The sequence below is a fragment of the Methylobacterium sp. NMS14P genome (genome assembly GCF_028583545.1).
In the GTDB taxonomy this organism is placed as follows: Bacteria; Pseudomonadota; Alphaproteobacteria; order Rhizobiales; family Beijerinckiaceae; genus Methylobacterium.
Window position 1 is genome coordinate 5450937 of record NZ_CP087106.1, and the last position, 14857, is coordinate 5465793.

Below are 14857 nucleotides of genomic sequence, written 5' to 3' on the forward strand. Positions count from 1 at the left end.
CGAGGGCCGGAACGGGGAGGGGTCGCCCGGCGGCGGCCCCGGTCTGTCGGAGCGCGGTCGTCAGAGCGCGGCCGTCACGGCGCGGCGCTCACAGGCCGGCCTTGCCGGGGATCCAGTCGGTCCCGGCGAGGGGGACCTGCGCCATGGCCGCGGCCTCGATCGTCAGGGCGACGAGGTCCTCGGGCTCCAGGTTGTGGAGGTGGCTCTTGCCGCAGGCGCGGGCGATGGTCTGCGCCTCCAGGGTCATGACGGCGAGGAAGTTGGCGAGGCGCCGGCCGCCGAGCACGGGGTCGAGCCGCCGGGCGAGTTCCGGATCCTGCGTGGTGATGCCCGCCGGGTCCTTGCCCTCGTGCCAGTCGTCGTAGGCGCCCGCCGTGGTGCCGAGCGCCGCGTACTCGGCCTCCCAGCGGGGATCGTTGTCGCCGAGCGCGATCAGCGCCGCGGTGCCGATCGCCACCGCGTCGGCGCCCAGCGCCAGCACCTTGGCGACGTCGGCGCCGGAGCGGATGCCGCCGGAGACCACGAGCTGGACCTTCCGGTGCAGGCCGAGATCCTGGAGCGCCTGCACGGCGGGCCGGATCGCCGCCAGCGTCGGGATGCCGACATGCTCGATGAACACGTCCTGCGTGGCCGCCGTGCCGCCCTGCATGCCGTCCAGCACGACGACGTCCGCGCCGGACTTCGCGGCGAGGGCGGTGTCGTAGTAGGGGCGGCTCGCCCCGACCTTCACGTAGATCGGCTTCTCCCAGTCGGTGATCTCGCGCAGCTCCTCGAGCTTGATCGCGAGGTCGTCCGGGCCGGTCCAGTCCGGGTGGCGGCAGGCCGAGCGCTGGTCGATGCCCGGCGGCAGGCAGCGCATCCCGGCGACCCGCTCGGTGATCTTCTGCCCGAGCAGCATGCCGCCGCCGCCGGGCTTGGCGCCCTGACCGATCACCACCTCGATGGCGTCGGCCCGGCGCAGGTCGTCCGGGTTCATGCCGTAGCGGGACGGCAGGTACTGGTAGACCAGGGTCTGCGAGTGCCCCCGCTCCTCCGGGGTCATGCCGCCGTCGCCCGTGGTGGTCGAGGTCCCGGCGAGGCTCGCGCCGCGCCCGAGGGCCTCCTTGGCGTTGGCCGAGAGGGAGCCGAAGCTCATGCCGGCGATGGTCACCGGGGTCTTCAGGCGGATCGGCTTCGAGGCGAAGCGGTCGCCCAGCACCACCTCGGTGCCGCACCGCTCGCGGTAGCCCTCCAGCGGGTAGCGGCTGATCGAGGCGCCGAGGAACAGCAGGTCGTCGAGATGCGGGAGCGCGCGCTTCGCGCCGGCGCCGCGGATGTCGTAGATGCCGGTCGCCGCCGCCCGGCGGATCTCCGCCATGACCTCGGGGGTGAAGGTCGCCGAGGTGCGCGGCGCCGTGCGCGGGGGCGTCTCGGCCATCAGTAGGCTCCGGCGTTGTCGACGTGGAAGTGGTAGAGGCTGCGCGCGGACCCGTAGCGGCGGAACTCGCCCGGATCGACCTCGCCCGCGAGCCCCGCGGCCTTGAGCTTGGCGAAGAGCTGTTCCCGGTGCGCGTCGGCCATCGGCTTCTCGACGCAGTCGGCGCCCAGGCTCGTGACCGCGCCGCGGACGTAGAGCCGGGCCTCGTAGAGCGAGTCGCCCAGCGCCTCGCCGGCATCGCCCAGCACCGTCAGGGTCCCGGCCTGGGCCATGAAGGCCGACATGTGGCCGATCGACCCCTTCACGAGGATGTCGACCCCCTTCATGGAGATGCCGCAACGCGCCCCGGCATTGCCGTCGATCAGGAGCAGGCCGCCCTGCGCGGTGGCCCCGGCCGCCTGGCTGGCGTCGCCGCGCACGTGGACGAAGCCCGACATCATGTTCTCGGCGACGCCGACCCCGGCATTGCCGCCGATCACGACGCTGGCCCGCTTGTTCATGCCGGCGCAGTAGTAGCCGGCGTTGCCCTCGATCTCGACGTGGATCGGGGCGTCGAGGCCCGCCGCGATGGCGTGCCGGCCGTCCGGGTTCACGACCGTCCAGCGGGTCTCGTTCGTGTCGGGCCTGAGGGCGTGGAGGGCGCGGTTCAGGGCGCGCAGCGGCTCGGCGCGCAGGTCGACGGTCGGCATCAGTGGCGCTCCCAGGCGTAGACCTTGGCGGGCTCCGGCTCGAAGACCCGGGCGCGCGCGATGCCGGGCAGGCCCACCAGGGCGCGGTACTCGGAGCCGAAGGCCACGTAGGCGTCTGTCTCGGCCATGACGGCGGGCTTGCAGGCGATCGGGTCGCGCAGGACGGCGAAGCCCGTCCGGGTGCCGACCACGAAGGTGAAGAACCCGTCGAGATCGGTCAGGCTCGCCTGCAGGGCCTCCTCGAGGGAGGCGCCGGCGCGCATCCGCCAGCTCAGGTAGCCGGCGGCGACCTCGGTGTCGTTGCTGGTGGCGAAGCGCATACCCTCCCGGCGCAGCCGCCGGCGCAGGTCGTTGTGGTTCGACAGGGAGCCGTTATGGACGAGGCACTCGTCGAGCCCCGTGGAGAACGGGTGGGCGCCGTTCGTGGTCACGGCGCTCTCGGTCGCCATGCGGGTGTGGCCGATGCCGTGGCTGCCCGCCATGCCGGCGAGGTCGAAGCGGTCCGCCACCGCGGCGGGCAGGCCCACCTCCTTGTAGATCTCCATCCGCCGGCCCACGGAGACCACGTCGATCTCCGGCGCGTTGTCGGCGAGCCAGGCGCGGACTGCGTCCGCCGCCGCCGCGTCCACGGTGAGCACCGTGTGGGTGTCCCGCGCGCTCGCCGCGACGGCCGGGCCGGTCGCGGCCTCGAGCCGGGTCACGACGGTCGCCAGCGCCCGCGCATCCGCCCCGCGCAAGGTGAGCTTCACCCCCGCGGCGGTGTCGCCGTAGACGGCGAAGCCGGCACTGTCGGGGCCGCGATCGGTCATCGTCTCCAACATTGTGGAGAGCAGCGCGCCGAGCTGCGGTTCCAGGTCCGGAGTCTTCAGGAATAGTCCGACGATCCCGCACATGACGCTGCGAACTCCGTGCCGCCTGCCGGCATACGGCTCGCACGGCGCCCCGGATTCGTCAACTAAGGATCACTAAAATTTCCTGCTGAGAAATTCACCACCGGCTGCGGCGCCGTCGGGCAGGGGCGCTCGGCGCGCGCGGCGCCGGCGTCACTGCCGGGGATAGGCGATGATCGACAGGTAGGTCATCGGCCGCTTGATCAGCGTCTGCGGCCCGTGCAGCGCCTCGGCGTCGAACAGGAGCGCGTCGCCCGGCTTGAGGTGGTAATCCTGCCCGGCGTGGCGGTAGCTCACCTCGCCGCTCAGCATGTAGATGAACTCGACGCCCGCGTGGCGGAAGCCGGTATAGACCTCGGCATCCTCCTCCAGGGTGATGAGGTAGGGCTCGAGCACGGTCTCGCCGCGGATGCCGGCGCCGAGCAGCTCGTAGATGTGCCCGACCTTCGTGCCGCGCCGCTCGATGACGACCCCGGTGCCCTTCTTCACGTAGGAGCAGTCGCGGCTCTCCTCGAAGGCGGCGAAGAGGGTGGTGATCGGCACGTTGAGCGCCTTCGCCACCGCGTTGACCGTGGCGAGCGACGGCGAGATCTGCCCGTTCTCGATCTTCGAGACCATGCCGGGCGAGATGCCGGCCGCCGCGCTGAGATCGGCGACCGAGAGTTCCCGCTCGCGGCGCAGGGCGCGGACTTGGTGCCCGAGCGCCCGTTCCAGGCTCTTGCCGTCCTCGGTCGGCGCGTTCGAACCGGTATTCAGCATGGAAGGCCCGCGAACTGGAAGACCCCGCGGCCGGAGGCGTCCCGGCCGGTCGATCCACGGTCCATAGCCGATTGCACCGCGTTCCGCAGGCCCGCCGCCGGGGGCGGGGGCGGGGGCTGGAGGCTGGGGGCTCGGCGGGGCGCGGTCGTCCCGGCCGCGCGGCCTCAGGCGCGGACGAGCTTGCCCACGACGGCGAGCAGCTGCTCGGGCTTGAACGGCTTGGTGATCCAGCCGGTCGCCCCGGCCGCCTTCGCCTGCTGCTTGATCCCCTCGTCGGATTCTGTGCTCAGGAAGAGGATCGGCACGCCCGTGCAGCTCGGCAGCGTCCGCAGCTGCTTGATCATCTCCAACCCGTTCATCACCGGCATGTTGAGATCGGTGATGACGAGGTTGACGCTCTCGCTCCTGGCCTTCGCGAGGCCTTCGGCGCCGTCGCCGGCCTCGATCACCGTGTGGCCGGCCGGGCCGAGCACCACCTTGATCATCTGCCGGATGCTGGGCGAGTCGTCGACGGCGAGGACAGTGGCCATGACACGGATTCCGTTCTTGCGCCTGGAGCGCGCGCCTAGAGGAGCGGCGCGCTGGGGAGTGCGATCGCGGCGCGCCGGAACGCGCTCTCCACCGCCGGGGGGACGTTGACCAGCGCGATGCCGGCGGCGCGATGCCGCGCCGCCTTGTCGGCCGCGAGCACGATCTGGACGAAGGTGATGTCCGCGCGCTCGACCGCCGCGCAGTCGAGGGTCAGGCGCGCCGCGCCGGCGAGCGCCGCCGTCAGCGTGTCCTGCAGCGACCGGACGGTCCGGATGGTGCAGTCGGGACCGAGCGTGAGGGCGGGGGCCTCGGACATGCGGGTTCGTAACCTCGACGACAGACTTGCGGGGCGACGCGCCGCCACGTTCGAGTCAACACCGCGGCGGGTAAATTCTTCCTGAAGGTTCGGCCAATCGAGGGCGGCTGACGCGGGGGCGGGTCCAGCACAGGGTTGAGATCTGTCCTGCATTGAATAGTCGTCTTGAGCTAATACTGTGCTCTGTGTCTCCCGCTGCAGCCTTCGGCCGAGCGATAACGCTTTTTTTAACGACGATCCTTAGCCTTGGGCAGGCACCGGCCGTCGGATTGCCGCTTGACCCGCGCGCATCGGTCGACTCCGAGAGATCCGCCCGCCGATGTCCTTCCAAGTCGCCCACGACATTCTCAGGCAGGTCCCGGCCCGGTTCCGCCGGCCCGAGCTGCGGCCCGATGACCGGCGCGGATCGGGCGCGGCGCTCGGCGCCGCGATCCCGGCGGCCCCGCTCGCGGAGGCGGCCGCCTCCTCCATCGAGCCCGCGCCGCCCGTCGCGATGCCGGCCGAGCCGACGCCCGCCGCGCAGGCGGCCGACCTGCTCCAGGCCTGGCTCGGCCTCTCCGCGCAGCAGCGGACGCTGCTCGACGCCCTCGTCGCCGAGCTCGGGATCGTCTCCACCGACGTGGAGGCCAACGTCCACGGCCTGTCCAACCGGTTCCAGAACATCGCCGCCTCGACCTGCGAGCAGTCGGAGATCGTCCGGGGGCTCGTCGCCTCGGTTCAGACCGTGCAGATCGACGGCAAGACCCTGCAGCTCGGCGACGTCGCCGCCGGCCTCGGCGAGACGCTCACCGCGCTGATCGAGCGGATCACCCTGATGTCGTCCCGCGGGTCGACCCTCGCGCAGGGGCTCGCGGGGGTGCTCGAGGGCCTGTCGTCGGTCGAGGGCAGCGTGGCGCAGATCGAGCGGATCAACCGCCAGACCAACCTCCTCGCCCTGAACGCCAAGATCGAGGCGGCCCGGGCCGGCGCCAGCGGCGCGGCCTTCGCGGTGGTCGCCGACGAGGTGCGCGGCCTCGCCACGACCATCAACGCCCTGTCGGACGTGATCAAGCAGCAGATCGGCACCATGGCGGACGGCCTGCGCAGCAGCCACACCCTGCTGGGCGACATCGCGGCGATCGACATGTCCGAGGAGAGCCGGACCGCCGAGACGCGCGTCCGGATGGTAATGCGGGCGCTGGTCGAGCAGAACGCGCAGGTCGCGGGCATCCTGCAGCAGACTGCCGAGACCACGCAGGCCATCACGCAGGACGTGTCGGCGGCGATCGTGGCGATGCAGTTCCAGGACCGGGCCAAGCAGCGCATCCAGAACGTCGAGGGCCTGCTGCGCTCGGCCGGAGCGGAGCTCGGCCGGCTCTCCGCCGACAGCGCGGACCGCGGCGCGGCGCCGGGTACCGCGGCCGACCCGGCCTGGATCGCGGCGGCGATCACCGGGTGCACGCTGGGTGAGGTCCGGGCACGCCTCACGGAGCGCCTGCTCGGCGGTGCCCCGGTCACCGAGAACCCGGCCGCCGACGCTGCGGTCGCCGACGATCTGGACGGCATCGACCTGTTCTGAGCGCGGGCGCGCCGCGCAGGCGCGGTCCAGGGGCAGCCCGATCGGGCCCGGTCGGCGGTCGCACCGCGGCCGGGCCTTCCCGCGCCCGACTCGCCGCGACCGGCCCCGGTCGCACTCCCGATCCGATCCTCTCGCCGCCTCCCGCACGGGGCTGCCGCGGTCCGAATCCGCGCGGCTGCGCGTCGATGCGAGACAACGCGGGTCAACGCGAGTCAATGCGCCGTGCCGGGCGGAACCGCGCCGGACGGCGCGCCCGAGATCCTGTGATCCGCGGCTCACGCGATCGCCGTATACAACAATCAATTTCTTCGGTGTGTAGGTAGATATACTGTTCGGTCAGGATCGAAATCTGCTCGTTAACCGAAAATTTCTGGTCCGATTTTATACAACCATACAAGTCAGGCGGCGGGTGCTCGTCATTTCCCGTCACCGCGCGGACGTCGCGCGCCGTGAGAGTCCGCGCAGCTGCCTGATCGCTGAGGACACGGTCCGCGTCCGGAGTCGGAGCATCCGTTCGCGCTCAGGATCGGGCGGTTCGTTCTGTATCTGCGTTCTGTGTTCGGGGGTCCGATCGTCCATGACTGCTCTGGATCCGGCGGAGATCTTCCGCGCCGAGGCCGCCGAGCTGCTCGCCTGCCTGGAGACGACCCTGCTCGACCTCGGCGACCGGCCCGAGGACCGGGCCCTGATCGACACCGCCTTCCGCGCCCTGCACACCATCAAGGGCTCGGGCGCCATGTTCGGCTTCGAGCAGGTCGCCGCCTTCACCCACGACTTCGAGACCGCCTTCGACCGCGTCCGCCGCGGCGAGGTCCCGGTCGGCCGCGACCTCGTCAACGTCTCCCTCTCGGCCAAGGACTTCATCCGCGGCCTCATCGAGGAGCCCGAGGCCAGCGCCCCGATCATCGGCGAGGCCATCCTGGCCGAACTCGAGCAGCTCCTCGGCGCCACAGCACACCGTGGCGCCCACGCGGCCGCCCACACCACCGCCGACACCGCCGCCCACGCTGCCGCCCACGCTGCCGCCTCGTCCGACGCCTCTTGCGACGCCCCGGCCGCCGAGGCCGGCTGGCGGATCGGCATCGCCTTCGCCCCGGACGTCCTGCGCAACGGCACCAACCCCCTGGCGCTCCTCGACGAGCTGCGCGACCTCGGCGCCTGCACGGTCGTGCCGCGGCTCGACGCCCTGCCCGAGCTGGCCGGCCTCGATCCCGAGAGCCTCGCCCTCGGCTGGGACGTCACGCTGCGCGGGCCCGTCAGCCGCGCGGCGGTCGAGGACGTGTTCCTGTTCGTGCGCGACGAGATGGTCCTGACCCTGCAGCCGGAAGGCCTGGCGCTGCCGGACGCCACACCGGAGGCCGCCCCGCCGGCCCCGGCCGAGGCCGAGGCGCTCGCCCCCGTTCCGGGCGCCGCCGCTCCGGTCCCGGCGGAGCCGGTGCCGCCGGCCGCGCCCGCCGCCCCGTCAGTCGCCCCGCCCGATGCCCGGGCGCCGGCGGCGGCGCGGCGGGCCGAGGACCGGCCGGCCAGCAGCGTGCGGGTCGAGGCGGAGCGGCTCGACGAGCTGATGGACCGGGTCGGCGAGCTCGTCATCGCCCAGGCCCGCCTCGGCCAGCTCGCCGGCCTGCACGCCGACCCCGGCCTCAAGACCGTCGCGGAGGAGATCGAGCGCCTCTCGGCCCGCCTGCGCGACACCACGATGAGCATCCGCATGGTCGCCATCGGCGCCCTGTTCGGCCGCTTCCGCCGCCTCGTCCACGACCTCTCGCGCGACCTCGGCAAGCCGGTCGAATTCGTCACCGGCGGCGAGGAGACCGAGCTCGACAAGACCGTGATCGAGCGCCTGGCCGACCCGCTCGTCCACCTGATCCGCAACGCCATCGACCACGGCATCGAGGCGCCCGCGCGCCGCGCGGCCGGCGCCAAGCCCGCCACGGGCCGGATCACGCTGACCGCCGAGCATGTCGGCGCCCAGGTGCTGGTGAGCGTGCGCGACGACGGCGCCGGGCTCGACGCGGCGCGCATCCGCGCCAAGGCCGAGGAGCGGGGCCTGTGCGCGCCCGGCGCGGTGCTGACCGACCAGCAGATCTACCAGTTCCTGTTCGCGCCGGGCTTCTCGACCGCGGCGACGATCTCGGCGCTGTCGGGGCGCGGGGTCGGCATGGACGTGGTCAAGAAGACGATCGAGAGCCTGCGCGGCACGATCGACATCACCACCGAGCCGGGGGGCGGGACCTGCGTGGCGCTGCGCCTGCCGCTGACGCTGGCGATCATCGAGGGGCTGCTGATCCGGGTCGGGGCGGGGCGCTACGTGATCCCGCTGGCGGCGGTGGAGGAGTGCGTCGAGCTGCCCGCGGGCGCGCGCGGCGGGCGCGGGCGGGACTTCCTGAACATCCGCGGCGCGCTGGTGCCGTTCCTGCGGCTGCGGGACCTGTTCGGGGCGTCGGGCGAGCCGGAGGAGCACCAGAAGGTGATCGTGGTGTCGGCGGGCGAGGCGCGGGTCGGCCTGGTGGCGGACCAGATCATCGGCAACCACCAGACGGTGATCAAGTCGCTGTCGAAGCTGCACGCGGACGTGGCGACGTTCTCGGGGGCGACGATCCTGGGCGACGGCACGGCCGCGCTGATCGTCGATGTCGGCCGGCTCGTGAGTGGCGGCGAGCGGGCGCGCGAGACTTCGCGCGAGAGCCCGCGCGCGTACCAGGAGGTGGCGTGATGAGCGGCGGCGTGACGAGCGGTGTGACGGGCGGCGTGCCGGGCGGCGTTCTGGGCGGGCCTCCCGGGCCAGGGCCGCGGGCGGGCCCGCAGGTCGGCGGTCCGGCGGGGCAGCGGGGCGGCCGACAGGTGGTGATGTTCCGGATCGGCACGGAGAGCTTCGCGCTGGAGGCCGGGATGGTGCGCGAGATCATCGACCCGATCCCGGCGACCCGCGTGGCCGGGGCGCGGGCGCACCTCGACCGGATCGTGAACGTGCGCGGCAACGTCGTGCCGCTGGCCGACATCCGCGGTCGGTTCGGGATGCCGGCGGCGGCCGACAGCCCGGACACGCGCTTCCTGGTCCTGGAGGTGGCGGTGGCGGGCGATCCGGTGGTGGTCGCGCTGGTGGCCGACAAGGTGTTCGCGGTGACCGAGGTCGACCCGGCCGACTGCGAGGCGGTGCCGCCGGTCGGGACGACGTGGCGGCCCGAGTACATCCGCGCGATCGTCAAGGCCGGGGACGACTTCATCATCGTCCCGGACCTCGAACAGATCCTCGACTGAAGACCTGTCGCGGTCTTCTCCAAGTATTGTGTGCGTAGGGGTGAGTACGATGCGTTTCTCGATCAAGGCCAAGCTCGGGGTCGGCTTCGGCGCGATCCTCGTCCTCCTCGGAGCCGCCAGCGGTGTGGGCTACCAGCGGCTCACCGCGGCCGACACCACGATGAAGTACGTCCTGAGCCGCGCCGAGGTGCAGAAACAGGTCCTCGAGGGCAAGGCGAACGCCATCCGTGCCGGGTTCAATGTCCGCGGCGCCCTGCTCAGCCCCGACGAGGCGCAGATGGCGGAGTTCGCCAAGCGGGTGACGCACAACCGGGCCGACGCCAGCGCGGCCCTGGCCAAGGTCAGGCCGCTCCTCATGTCCGACGAGGGCCGGCGCCTGTTCGAGGACCTGATGGGCAAGTTCGAGAAGCAGACCGAGCTGGGGACTCGCGCCCTGGAGATGACCCGCGACAACTCGAACGGGAAGACCTGGGCCGAGATCAACGCCGCGGGTCGCCCGGCGCTGGCCGCGCTGCGCACGGACCTCGACGCCCTGACCGTCACGCCGGCGGACGCCCAGAATCCGGCCGCGGACCGAGTCGCGCGGGTCGCCGCGGTTTTCAAGAGCCGGGTGGAGCGGGCCTGGGGCCAGCTCACCTCCGCGACCGGGACGACAAGCGTCGACGCGCTGCAGCAGCGCGTCGCCCTCGCCAAGCAGTCGCGCGAGGAGATCAACCGGTCCCTGGAGGAACTCACCCCGGCGGCCCAGGCGGCGGGCATCGCCATCACGGGCGTCCGCGAGCGGTTCGCGACGTGGGCGGCCTCGTTCCAGCGCGCGCTGGCGCTCGTCGAGACCGGGACCTCCGTGAAGGCGGCCGAGCTGGCCTCGGGTGAGTACGCGAAGGTGAGCACGACCGCGATCGACGCGTTCGAGGCCCTGGCCGAGCGACAGAAGCGCTTCATGGACGAGGCCGCGGTCCAGGCCAACGCGGAATCGGCCCAGGGTCAGACCATCCTGCTGACCGTGGCGGCGGCGGCGCTCCTCCTCGGCCTCGGCATCGCCACCTGGCTCGCCCTCTCGATCTCCCGCGGGCTCGGCCGCGCCGTGACCCTCGCCGACGCGGTGGCGATGGGCGACCTGAGCCAGACCGCGAAGGTCACCTCGAACGACGAGCTCGGCGACCTCGTCGGCGCCATGGGCCGCATGACCGAGAACCTGAACGCGACGGCCGCGCTCGCCAACGCCATCGCGCGGGGCGACCTCACGGTCGAGGCCAGGCCGCTCTCCGACAAGGACACGATGGGCATCGCCCTGCAGACCATGTTGACGAAGCTGCGCGCCGTCGTGGCCGAGGCGAGCGCGGCCGCGAGCAACGTGTCTGCGGGTTCACAGGAGCTTTCGGCCTCGGCCGAGCAGCTGTCGCAGGGCTCGACCGAGCAGGCCGCCTCGACCGAGGAAGCCTCGGCGTCGATGGAGGAGATGGCCTCCAACGTGAAGCAGAACGCCGAGAACGCCAGCCAGACCGAGACGATCGCCCGGCAGTCGGCCCAGGACGCCGAGGCCAGCGGGGTGGCGGTCGGCCGCGCCGTCGAGGCCATGCAGACCATCGCCCAGAAGATCACCATCGTGCAGGAGATCGCCCGCCAGACCGACCTGCTCGCCCTCAACGCCGCCGTCGAGGCGGCCCGGGCCGGCGAGCACGGGCGCGGCTTCGCGGTGGTGGCCAGCGAGGTGCGCAAGCTGGCCGAGCGCAGCCAGGCGGCCGCGGCCGAGATCGGCACGCTCTCGTCCGACACCGTCAAGGCCGCCCAGCAGGCCGGCGACATGCTCGGGCGGCTCGTGCCCGACATCAAGAAGACCGCCAGCCTGGTCGAGGAGATCACCGCCGCCTGCCGCGAGCAGGATGTCGGCTCGGGCCAGATCAACCAGGCGATCCAGCAGCTCGACAAGGTCACCCAGCAGAACGCCAGCGCCTCCGAGCAGGTCTCGGCCACCTCCGAGGAACTGGCCACCCAGGCCGAGAAGCTGCAGGCGACGATCGCCTACTTCCGCATCACCGAGGCGTCCGCGCCGGGCGCGTCCCTGGCCGGTGCTCCCCTGGCGGGCGTCGATCAGGCGGTGACGCGGCTGCGGACGACGGCGGCGCGGATGGGCACGGCCGCGGGGGGCATGGCCTTGGGGGGCATGGCCTCGGGGGGCGCGTCCTCGGCGGCGATCCGCTCGCCGAGCCCGAAGCGGGCGGGCGGGCGCGGCCCGGCCGGGGGCGGCGGCTTCGCCCTCGACATGGGCGAGGGCGACGCGCAGGACGCCGCCTTCACCCGCGTCGCCTGACGCGTCGCCCCAGACCCGGATCCGCGCGGCGCCAGGCCCCGCGCGGATCCCGCCGTCGGCGCCGGGCCGCAGCCGCAGCCGCAGCCGCAATCCATCCGGAGATCCCGCATGTCCAGTGTGTGGCAGTACCTGACCCTCGGCCTCGGGGCCGAGACCTTCGGGATCGACGTCGAGCACGTCCACGAGATCCTCGACTACCGGGTGCCGGCGGCGCTGCCGCAGGCGCCGGCGTTCCTGCTCGGCATGATCGACGTGCGCGGGCAGAGCTACCCGGTGGTCGACCTGCGGACCAAGCTCGGCCTGCCTTCGGTGGCGCGCACGCCGGCCACCCGGATCATCCTGCTCAACGTGCCGATGCCGGGCCGGGCGCTGCGGGTCGGGTTCGTGGCCGACCGGGTGATCGAGGTGACGGAGCTCGACCGGGCCGAGATGGAGGCGGCGCCCGAGGTCGGCGGGCGGTGGAACGCGCGCTACATCGCGGGCATCGGCCGCCGGGGCGAGGCGTTCGTGGTGGTGTTCGACCTCGTCGCGCTGATGGACGGCAACGGCCCGGCGCTGGCCGCGGCCCCGCAGGCCGCAGCCCCGCAGGCCGCAGCCCCGCAGGCCGCCTGAGGGATCCGCCACCATGGAGGCCGAACCGGGTCACCTGAGCGACCGACACTTCCGCTCCGTCGCCGACCTCATCCAGCAGCACGTCGGCATCCAGCTCCCGCCGGCCAAGCGCACCATGGTCGAGGGCCGGCTGCGCAAGCGCATGCGGGCCCTCGATCTCCCGACCCTGGAGGCCTATGGCCGCCACCTGTTCGAGGCCGGCCATCTCGCGGACGAGTTCCCGCACCTCGTCGACTGCGTGACGACGAACAAGACCGACTTCTTCCGCGAGCCCGCGCATTTCGACCTGCTGCGCGCGACGATCGTGCCGCGGCTGGCCGCGCGGGGCGACCGGCCGCTGCTCAAAGTCTGGAGCGCGGCGGCCTCGACGGGGGCGGAGGCCTACACGCTGGCGATGGTCCTGCACGACATGGCCGCCGACCGGTTCCGCTACGCCATCCTCGGGACGGACATCTCCTCGGAGGTGCTCGAGCGGGCCCGCGCGGCGATCTACCCGGAAGAGATGCTGGCCGCCGTGCCGGCGGACCTGCGGCGGCGCTACGTGATGGTCGCGCGCGACCGGGCCCGGCGCGAGGGGCGGATCGTGCCGGAGCTGCGCGCCCGGGTGCGGTTCCAGCGGCTCAACCTGATGGACGAGGCCTACCCGATCGACCGGGACGTCGACCTCGTCTTCTGCCGCAACGTGCTGATCTACTTCGACAAGCCGACCCAGAAGGCCGTGGTCGCGCGTCTGGCCGCGCATCTGCGCCCCGGCGGCTACCTGATCGTCGGCCATTCCGAATCCATGGCGGGCGTCGGCGTGGCGGGCCTCGACCAGGTCTCCTCCACCGTCTTCAGCAAGCTGAGGGAGTCCAGCCGGTGAGCGCGTCCCGACCGATCCGCGTCCTCGTCGTCGACGACTCGGCCTCCGTCCGCCAGACCTTGTGCAGCATCCTGGAGACGGCGCCCGACATCGAGATCCTGGGAACGGCCGCCGATCCGTTCATCGCCGCCCGCCGGATCCAGGAGGAGATCCCGGACGTCATCATCCTCGATCTCGAGATGCCCCGCATGGACGGCCTGACCTTCCTGCGGAAGATCATGGCGCAGAAGCCGCTGCCGGTGATCGTCTGCTCGACCCTGACCGGGGCGGGTTCCCGGATGCTGTTCGAGGTCCTCGAGGCGGGCGCCGTCGACGTGCTGCCGAAGCCGCGGGTCGACACGCGCCAGTTCCTGCTCGAATCCACCGTCCGCGTCTGCGACGCCGTCCGGGCGGCCGCGCGGGCCAAGCTGCGCGGGAGCCGGCCGCCCCGGCAGCTGGTCGAGGCGAAACTCTCGGCCGACGCTGTCCTGCCGCCGCCCGTCCCCGGGCGCGTGGTGGTCGAGACCGACCGGATCGTCTGCATCGGCGCGTCGACGGGCGGGACGGAAGCCCTGCGCGACGTGCTCGAGGTGCTGCCCGCCGAGTCCCCCGGCCTCGTCATCGTGCAGCACATGCCGGAGCATTTCACGGCGGCGTTCGCCAAGCGCCTGAACGGGCTCTGCGCGATCACCGTCAAGGAGGCGGAGGACGGCGACCTCGTGATGCGGGGCCGCGCCCTGATCGCCCCGGGCGGGCGGCACCTCATGGTCGAGCGCCGGGGCGGCAGCTACGCTGTGTCGGTGAAGGACGGTCCCCTCGTCGCGCGCCACCGACCGTCGGTCGACGTCCTGTTCCGGTCGGCCGCCCGGGCGGCGGCCGCGAACGCCCTCGGCATCCTCATGACCGGCATGGGCGACGACGGCGCCAACGGCCTGCTGGAGATGCGCCGGGCCGGGGCGCAGACGGTCGCTCAGGACGAGGCGAGCTGCGTCGTGTTCGGGATGCCCAAGGAGGCGATCGACCGCGGCGCGGCCGCCAAGGTCCTGCCGCTCGAGCAGATGCACCTGGAGATCCGGCGCTTCGGCCTGTCCGCGGCGCGCTGAGGCGGGGGCGAGCGCCGGGGCCGGATTCAGGACTGTTCGCGTTGCCCGGCCTGCGCCTCGGCCTTGGCCCGGCGCCCCCGCGCGCGGCTGGACGGTCGGGCCGCTCCGCGCGGCGTCCCGCCGGTGCCCGTCTTCACCGACCGGGCTCGGGGAAGCCCGTTGCTCCCGCCGCGCCGCGCGCTGCGCTGGGCGAGCTGCCCAGGGTGGGCGCTCTCTTCCTGCGTTCCGGAGTCCAGCAGGTCCCGAACGCCGGGCGGATGATCGGGCACGCTGAACAAGCGGGACAGCCCCTCGGCGACGCCCCGGAGGACGGCATCCGCCTGCTCGTGATCTTCCTGGCTCTGTACGACGATGAGACTCATCTGCGCACCCGGATCGTTCGTTCAGATCCTAAACTCGAGTCGGTGCGAGAGGTTGCCTGGGCCTGCCGGAAGTCATCCTGCGATGTCGTGGCTTCCTGATCCATGGACGGCATGTAATCAACCGGTGGTCGTATCGCGATGAATAATGAATGATCGCGGAGGCTCTCGACTATGCATCGCGATGGCTCGCGGGGTCTTTCTCAACGCAAA

The 14857-nt window shown here is 72.5% G+C and carries 14 protein-coding genes; 7 read left to right on the top strand and 7 right to left on the bottom strand.

Annotated features, from left to right (window positions below):
- Positions 1-88: 88 nt before the first annotated feature.
- The 6 genes from LOK46_RS25890 to LOK46_RS25915 form a co-directional block, all read right to left on the bottom strand.
- Positions 89-1417 carry an FMN-binding glutamate synthase family protein gene (locus tag LOK46_RS25890; RefSeq protein ID WP_273561205.1) on the bottom strand — a complete coding sequence of 443 codons (1329 nt, stop codon included), beginning with the start codon at positions 1415-1417 and terminating at the stop codon, positions 89-91.
- Positions 1417-2106, bottom strand: coding sequence for a protein glxC (locus LOK46_RS25895; protein ID WP_273561206.1), 690 nt, complete (start codon positions 2104-2106; stop codon positions 1417-1419). Before LOK46_RS25895 ends, LOK46_RS25890 begins: the two co-directional genes overlap by 1 nt.
- Positions 2106-2999, bottom strand: coding sequence for a class II glutamine amidotransferase (locus tag LOK46_RS25900; RefSeq protein WP_273561207.1), 894 nt, complete (start codon positions 2997-2999; stop codon positions 2106-2108). The genes LOK46_RS25895 and LOK46_RS25900 overlap by 1 nt, the downstream gene beginning before the upstream one ends.
- Positions 3000-3149: 150 nt before the next feature.
- On the bottom strand, positions 3150-3755 hold the full coding sequence (locus tag LOK46_RS25905) for a helix-turn-helix domain-containing protein (RefSeq protein ID WP_273561208.1): 606 nt from the start codon (positions 3753-3755) through the stop codon (positions 3150-3152).
- 164 nt (positions 3756-3919) lie between these two features.
- Positions 3920-4285, bottom strand: coding sequence for a response regulator (locus tag LOK46_RS25910; RefSeq protein ID WP_024828568.1), 366 nt, complete (start codon positions 4283-4285; stop codon positions 3920-3922).
- Positions 4286-4320: 35 nt separating this feature from the next.
- Positions 4321-4602, bottom strand: coding sequence for an STAS domain-containing protein (locus LOK46_RS25915; RefSeq protein WP_273561209.1), 282 nt, complete (start codon positions 4600-4602; stop codon positions 4321-4323).
- Between the two features lie 319 nt (positions 4603-4921).
- On the opposite strand from LOK46_RS25915, the gene LOK46_RS25920 reads away from it, so the two are divergent.
- The 7 genes from LOK46_RS25920 to LOK46_RS25950 all read left to right on the top strand — a co-directional run bounded on the left by LOK46_RS25920 (position 4922) and on the right by LOK46_RS25950 (position 14285).
- The gene (locus tag LOK46_RS25920) at positions 4922-6160 is read left to right on the top strand and encodes a methyl-accepting chemotaxis protein (RefSeq protein ID WP_273561210.1); all 1239 of its coding nucleotides are present in this window, start codon (positions 4922-4924) and stop codon (positions 6158-6160) included.
- Between the two features lie 577 nt (positions 6161-6737).
- Positions 6738-8873, top strand: coding sequence for a chemotaxis protein CheA (locus LOK46_RS25925; protein WP_273561211.1), 2136 nt, complete (start codon positions 6738-6740; stop codon positions 8871-8873).
- Positions 8873-9418: a chemotaxis protein CheW gene (locus LOK46_RS25930; RefSeq protein WP_273561212.1), complete on the top strand. Its 546-nt coding sequence runs from the start codon at positions 8873-8875 to the stop codon at positions 9416-9418. Before LOK46_RS25925 ends, LOK46_RS25930 begins: the two co-directional genes overlap by 1 nt.
- 49 nt (positions 9419-9467) lie before the next feature.
- The gene (locus tag LOK46_RS25935; RefSeq protein ID WP_273561213.1) at positions 9468-11729 is read left to right on the top strand and encodes a HAMP domain-containing methyl-accepting chemotaxis protein; all 2262 of its coding nucleotides are present in this window, start codon (positions 9468-9470) and stop codon (positions 11727-11729) included.
- A gap of 108 nt (positions 11730-11837) precedes the next feature.
- On the top strand, positions 11838-12341 hold the full coding sequence (locus tag LOK46_RS25940) for a chemotaxis protein CheW (RefSeq protein WP_273561214.1): 504 nt from the start codon (positions 11838-11840) through the stop codon (positions 12339-12341).
- 13 nt (positions 12342-12354) lie between these two features.
- Positions 12355-13203: a CheR family methyltransferase gene (locus LOK46_RS25945; RefSeq protein WP_273561215.1), complete on the top strand. Its 849-nt coding sequence runs from the start codon at positions 12355-12357 to the stop codon at positions 13201-13203.
- On the top strand, positions 13200-14285 hold the full coding sequence (locus tag LOK46_RS25950; RefSeq protein WP_273561216.1) for a protein-glutamate methylesterase/protein-glutamine glutaminase: 1086 nt from the start codon (positions 13200-13202) through the stop codon (positions 14283-14285). The genes LOK46_RS25945 and LOK46_RS25950 overlap by 4 nt, the downstream gene beginning before the upstream one ends.
- 26 nt (positions 14286-14311) lie before the next feature.
- Here LOK46_RS25950 and LOK46_RS25955 read toward each other — a convergent pair whose 3' ends face one another.
- On the bottom strand, positions 14312-14647 hold the full coding sequence (locus LOK46_RS25955; protein ID WP_273561217.1) for a hypothetical protein: 336 nt from the start codon (positions 14645-14647) through the stop codon (positions 14312-14314).
- Positions 14648-14857 lie beyond the last annotated feature (210 nt).